4 protein-coding genes and 1 pseudogene are annotated in these 5,051 nt (G+C 75.4%); 4 read left to right on the forward strand and 1 reads right to left on the reverse strand.

The features are described from left to right. Positions 1–138: 138 nt before the first annotated feature. Positions 139–984 (forward strand): endo alpha-1,4 polygalactosaminidase, encoded by an 846-nt coding sequence (locus ABTY20_RS34760; protein WP_352001142.1) that lies wholly within the window; start codon positions 139–141, stop codon positions 982–984. Positions 985–1,080: 96 nt separating this feature from the next. Here the strand turns inward: ABTY20_RS34760 and ABTY20_RS34765 are convergent, their stop codons facing one another. Continuing rightward, positions 1,081–1,638, reverse strand: a complete 558-nt coding sequence (locus tag ABTY20_RS34765) for a glycoside hydrolase family 25 protein (protein ID WP_352001143.1) — start codon at positions 1,636–1,638, stop codon at positions 1,081–1,083. 225 nt (positions 1,639–1,863) lie between these two features. On the opposite strand from ABTY20_RS34765, the gene ABTY20_RS34770 reads away from it, so the two are divergent. The 3 genes and pseudogenes from ABTY20_RS34770 to ABTY20_RS34780 all read left to right on the forward strand — a co-directional run. Continuing rightward, a complete protein-coding gene (locus ABTY20_RS34770) occupies positions 1,864–2,901 on the forward strand; it encodes a sugar-binding transcriptional regulator (protein ID WP_352001144.1) in 1,038 nt (345 codons plus the stop codon). An 8-nt stretch (positions 2,902–2,909) separates the two neighbouring features. Then, the gene (locus ABTY20_RS34775; protein WP_352001145.1) at positions 2,910–3,572 is read left to right on the forward strand and encodes a type VII secretion system-associated protein; all 663 of its coding nucleotides are present in this window, start codon (positions 2,910–2,912) and stop codon (positions 3,570–3,572) included. Next, positions 3,569–5,051: pseudogene (locus tag ABTY20_RS34780) on the forward strand (hypothetical protein); the annotation flags it as partial. The gene ABTY20_RS34775 and the pseudogene ABTY20_RS34780, both read left to right, overlap by 4 nt.

A 5,051-nucleotide genomic window follows, 5' to 3' on the forward strand; every position in this document is an offset into this window, starting at 1 on the left:
GGCGTTCCGGGGGGCCGGAGTCGCGCCTTCGGCCCCCCGGGCACGCCCGGCCGGCGGAGCCGCCCCGCCGCCGCGGTCCCGCACCGTTCCGCCGCCCCGCCCGGGGCGGACGTCCTTTCCCCACGGAGCCCACCAGCCATGCGTACCAACCGGCCCCCCGCCCGCCGCTTCCCGGCGCTGCTCGCGGCCTCGGCCGCTCTCCTCCCCTTCCTGCTCACGGCCTGTACGGGCGAGGCCCCCGGTGACGGCCGGGGCGCGGACGAGCCCGTCCTGCCGCCCGTGCACGCCGGATTCGACTACCAGCTCGGCGGCGCCTACGCGCCGCCGGAGGGGGTGGACGTCGTCGCCCGCGACCACACGGCGTCCCCGGCGCCCGGCGCCTACAACATCTGCTACGTCAACGCCTTCCAGGCCCAGCCAGGGAAGGAGGAGGACTGGGACCCCGACCTGCTGCTGCGCGACGACGCCGGCGACGTGGTCATGGACGAGGAGTGGGACGAGGCGATGCTCGACATCGGCACCGCCGCCAAGCGCGGCCGGATCGCCGAGAAGGTGAACGGCTGGATCGACCGGTGCGCGTCCAAGGGGTTCCAGGCCGTCGAGCCCGACAACTACGACAGCTACACGCGGGCCCCCGACGGTCTGCTGAGCGCGGACGACGCGAAGGCCTTCCTCGCGCTGCTCTCCGCGCACGCGCACGACCGGGGCCTGGCCATCGGCCAGAAGAACACCGTCGAACTGGCCCCGGAGCGCGAGGAGGTGGGCCTCGACTTCGCCGTGGTGGAGGAGTGCGGGGCGTACCGGGAGTGCGGCGACTACGTCAACGCGTTCGGCCCCCACGTCCTGGTCGTCGAGTACAGCGAGCGGGGGCTGCGGACGGCCTGCGACGGCTGGGGCGACGACATCGGCGTCGTGCGCCGCGACCTGGACCTCGTGACGAAGGGGAGCCCCGGCTACGTACGGGAGACCTGCGAGGACGGTTGACGGGACCGCGCCGACGCGGAGCGTTGGCAACTGACGACAACGCGGCAGATGCGCGTGCCAAGCCCCGCGACGCCGACATGATCCAAACGAGAGGCCCTAGGCGCCCTCGGCCCATTCCTCCAACGCCGACCTGCTGGGGAAGTCCGCGACGTTCTTGTCCAGCGGGTCGTCGGTGTACTGGTGGAAGCGCCACTGCGCCCGGATGCGGGGCTTTCCGGCGGTGACGTAGTCGGCGATCCAGAGGCCGTCGCCGGCGTAGGACGTGGTGTCGACGTTCAGCCAGAAATTCCGGTTGCAGTACAGGATCACCCTGTGGTGCGGCCGCAGCTTCTTCACCTTGCGGATGAAGCGGTCCTTCTCCGCGTTGCTCGCCCGCGTCCCCTCGCCCGTCGTCTCCCAGTCGACCGCGAGGACGTCGCCCCGCTTCTCCGGGGCCCCGCGCACGAAGTACTCCGCCTGGGCCGTGAGGTTGCCCGGCCAGAGGAAGTGGTAGAAGCCGACGACCAGACCGGCGTCGCGGGCCCTCTTCGTCTGGGCCGAGAGCCTGGGGTTGGTGTAGGAACGGCCCTCCGTCGCCTTGATGAAGACGAAGGACAGGCCGTCGGTGTCGTACGAGGACGACTGGTACGCACTCACGTCGATGCCGCGCAGCATGGGGCTCCCTGAAGTGCCGGTGGGGGGAGGGGAGTCGGAATGATTTCTTCCCCGTCCCGGCACGGGTGACCCGTCGGGGACCGGGAAAGTCCGGACCCGGGGGTCACCGACGTCTCCGGCGCCACTTCGATGTCGCTTCCCCGTCATGTTCCGCTCACTTCGTACAGATGAACTAGCCGGAGAAGTGGCGTGATTCGACGCCCGATGAGAGCGCGGAGAGACGAGATGGCCGAACCGGCTGAGGCGGTGGCGCCACCCGCACCGATCGACACGCTCCTCGCCGCCGCCGTCGCCCGGCGCTTCTACCTGGAGCAGCGGTCGAAGGTGGAGATCGCCAAGGAGTTCGGCATCAGCCGGTTCAAGGTGGCCCGCCTCCTCGACGCGGCCGTGGCCCACGACATCGTGCGGATCGACATCACCGTCCCGGCCGAGATCGACGTCCCCCTCGGACGGACGCTGACCGAACGCTTCGGACTCCGGCACGGGATCGTCGTCGACCTGGGCCGCGGCGAGGGCGGTCCGGCGGCGCCGGCGGACCAGCGGCGGAACGGGCGCTGGCTGGGTACGGCGGCGGCCCGGCTGGTCTCGGAGATCGTCGAGGAGGGCGACGTCCTCGGGCTGGACGGCAGCCACGCGGTGGAGGCGCTCAGCGAGGCGGTCACCCGGCTGCCGCCGTGCGACGTGGTCCAGCTGACCGGGGTGCGCGGGCGGGACCTCGCCCACGACGCCGCGATCACCGCGGTCCGCCGTACGGCCGCGGCGGGCGGCGGCAGGGCGTTCCCGCTCCACACCCCGTTCCTCCTGCCCGACGCCGTGACGGCCGCGGTCCTGCGCAGCCAGCCCGCCACCGCCGAGACGCTGGACCGGTTCGGCCTGGTCACCAAGGCCGTCGTCGGCGTCGCCGCGTGGGACGCCCCGCACTCCACGGTGTACGGGGCCCTCTCCGAACGGGAGCGGGAGACGCTCCGGGAGGCGGGAGCGTGCGCCGAGGTGGCCGGCCACGTCCTGGACGCCGCGGGCCGGGTGATCCCCACCGAACTGAACGCCCGCACGATCGCCGTCGGCGCCGCGGAACTCCGCGGTGTCACGGAGCTGATCGGCGTCACGACCGGTGGAAGCGGCACCGGGGCGGTCCGCGCCGCGCTGAGGTCCGGACTGCTCACCGGAGTCGTCACGGACGCCACGACCGCGCGCCGCCTCCTCCGGCACGACGACCCGGACGACCCGGCGCGGACCGCGCCGGCGTCCCGATCCACCGAATGAGGACAGTGATGAGCCAGCAGGACGAGGCGCTTCCGCCCGTTCCGGACGACATCCGCGAGGCGGGCCGCCTCGCCCCGGACCACTGGCTGGGGGTGGTCGACCCGATGTGGTCCGGGGAGGGGAGGCCTCCGGAGTGGGCGACGACCGGCCGGTGGCGGTCCGGCCCCGACGGGGAGATCGTCGAGTGGGAGGACAACCCCGGGTACCGGCCGTCCCCGCGTGCGCTCGGCTGGCCCGAGCCGGAGGACGAGGTGGACCGCGCCGTCCAGCTCGCGTCGACCGGGTACGGGCCCGGCGAGGCGGTGCCGGCCGCGCTGGCGGGACGCGAGGTGGCCGTGCTGACGGCGCCGGACGGCGGCCCGCTGAGCGCGGTGGCGCCGGACGGGACGCCGGTCGTCCCGGTGTTCACCTCGTCGGTGTTCCTGCACACCGCGGGGCACTTCGCGTTCGAACTCGTCGGCGCGGACGACCTCGTGGCGCGCGTTCCCGAGGGGCACGCGCTGTACCTGAACCCCTCGGCCGCGGTGAGCATGCTGCTGGACCCCGGCGCCGTGCGCGACGCGGTCGGGGACGGCGCGGACACGGGGGAGCGGCCCGCCGCCGCGCCCGCGGGCCGTACCGCGCGGCTGCTGACCGAGGCCGTCCACCCGGTGCGGGGGACGGACGCGTGAGCCGCTGGTCGTCCGTGCTGCCGGGCCGGGGACGCAGGCCCGGACCCGGCACGGGCCGCCGCGGCACGGCGGGCCCGGCCGGCGGTGCGAACGGCGCCGGGAACCGGGGCGTCGGCGGCCCGCCGGTCGAGGACGTCGACGGCGTGCTGCTGGTGCGCTCGGTCGAGGACGACTCGTTCCCGCTGGACGTCGTGGCCGAGGTGGCGGGCGCCGTCGGGCGGGAGGAGGACGTCGTCACGGTGATCGTGGGCTCCGCCGCCGGGGGCGGGGGGCCCGACGCCGACCACTGGGCACGGCTGGGCGCACTGCTCGACTCCCTCCGCGCGCGGGGCACCGCACGGGTCCGGCTCGTGATGTCCGGCGCCGGTGACGACCGGCCGGACCGGCCCTGCGTCGCCCGCAGGATCGCGGACGCCTGGGAGCTGGAGGTGACGGCTCCGGACGGGGCCGTCCTGATCACGCCCGGGGGAACACTCTTCGTCCACGGCGACTCGGGACCCGGCCGCGCGTGGTGGCGGTTCGCGCCCGGAGCGGAGCCCCGGAGGGCGGGCCGGCGCGCCCCGGCGCCCGTCTGGGAGGAGGCGCTGGACGGGGTGCCCGTGCGCACGGCCGGCGGCTGTGTCGTGGACCGCGTCCCGGCGGGCGTGGTGATCCGCCCGGCCGGGGCGCCCGGGCCGGCCCCCGACGACCTGTGCTTCTCCGTGCCCGTCGACTTCGAGCGGCTGACGGTGCTGGTCGGCGCCCCGCAGGCGGAGGACGTCGCCGCCGACGAGGTCGCCGCCGTCCTCGAGGGGCTGCCGGAGGCGGAGCGCGCCCGCGCCCGGCTCGCGCCCGGCGGCCGGCGCGACCTGCTGCGGCTCGGGCAGTCGGTCGCCGACCTGCTGGGCACCGAGGTGGAGGTGCTCACCGGCCTGCCGCTGCTCGACGACCACGCACCGCCCGGAACGCCTCCCCGGCCGACGCTGGTCGGGCTGGACGGCAGGCCGAGCTGGCGGCCGTTCGTGTCGTCCGTGGTCTGTGGGCCGGTCGACTCCGAGGGGCGGGCCCCCGTGCCCAGGCCGGTGGAGCTCCACCCGCCCGACTGGATCCTCGGCGGCGGCGAGCGGGGGACGGTGCGGCTGACGGACCGCTGGCAGGCGACGGTGACCCGGGCGGGCCTCGCCCTGTGGACGCCGGACGGCCCCCGTCCGGGGCCGCTCGGACCGGCCGTCGACCCGGAGGTGTGCGCCGTCGAACTGGGCATGCCCGGTCAGCCGCTGGACGACTCCCTGCTGCCCGCGCTGTCCCGTCTCGTGCGCGGCCTGGAAACCGACGTCCGCTCGCGCACCACCCTGCTGGTCCGCGGCAGGCTCCTGGCGGGCGACGGCGCCCTGCGCCGCCTGGCCGCCGACCACGGCATACCGGGCATCCGCTACGTCACGGCCGGCCGGTCGCCGTACCGGCCCGCACGGCCCGGCACGGGCGTCGCCGGTCCGCCGC

The sequence above is a fragment of the Streptomyces sp. NPDC126497 genome (assembly GCF_040302425.1).
Lineage (GTDB): Bacteria > Actinomycetota > Actinomycetes > Streptomycetales > Streptomycetaceae > Streptomyces.

What these genes read in the sequence shown, in the direction of transcription:
- ABTY20_RS34760 (WP_352001142.1), top strand. Translation starts at nt 139, where the DNA reads ATGCGTACCAACCGGCCCCCCGCCCGCCGCTTCCCGGCGCTGCTCGCG.
- ABTY20_RS34765 (WP_352001143.1), bottom strand. Translation starts at nt 1,638, where the DNA reads ATGCTGCGCGGCATCGACGTGAGTGCGTACCAGTCGTCCTCGTACGAC.
- ABTY20_RS34770 (WP_352001144.1), top strand. Translation starts at nt 1,864, where the DNA reads ATGGCCGAACCGGCTGAGGCGGTGGCGCCACCCGCACCGATCGACACG.
- ABTY20_RS34775 (WP_352001145.1), top strand. Translation starts at nt 2,910, where the DNA reads ATGAGCCAGCAGGACGAGGCGCTTCCGCCCGTTCCGGACGACATCCGC.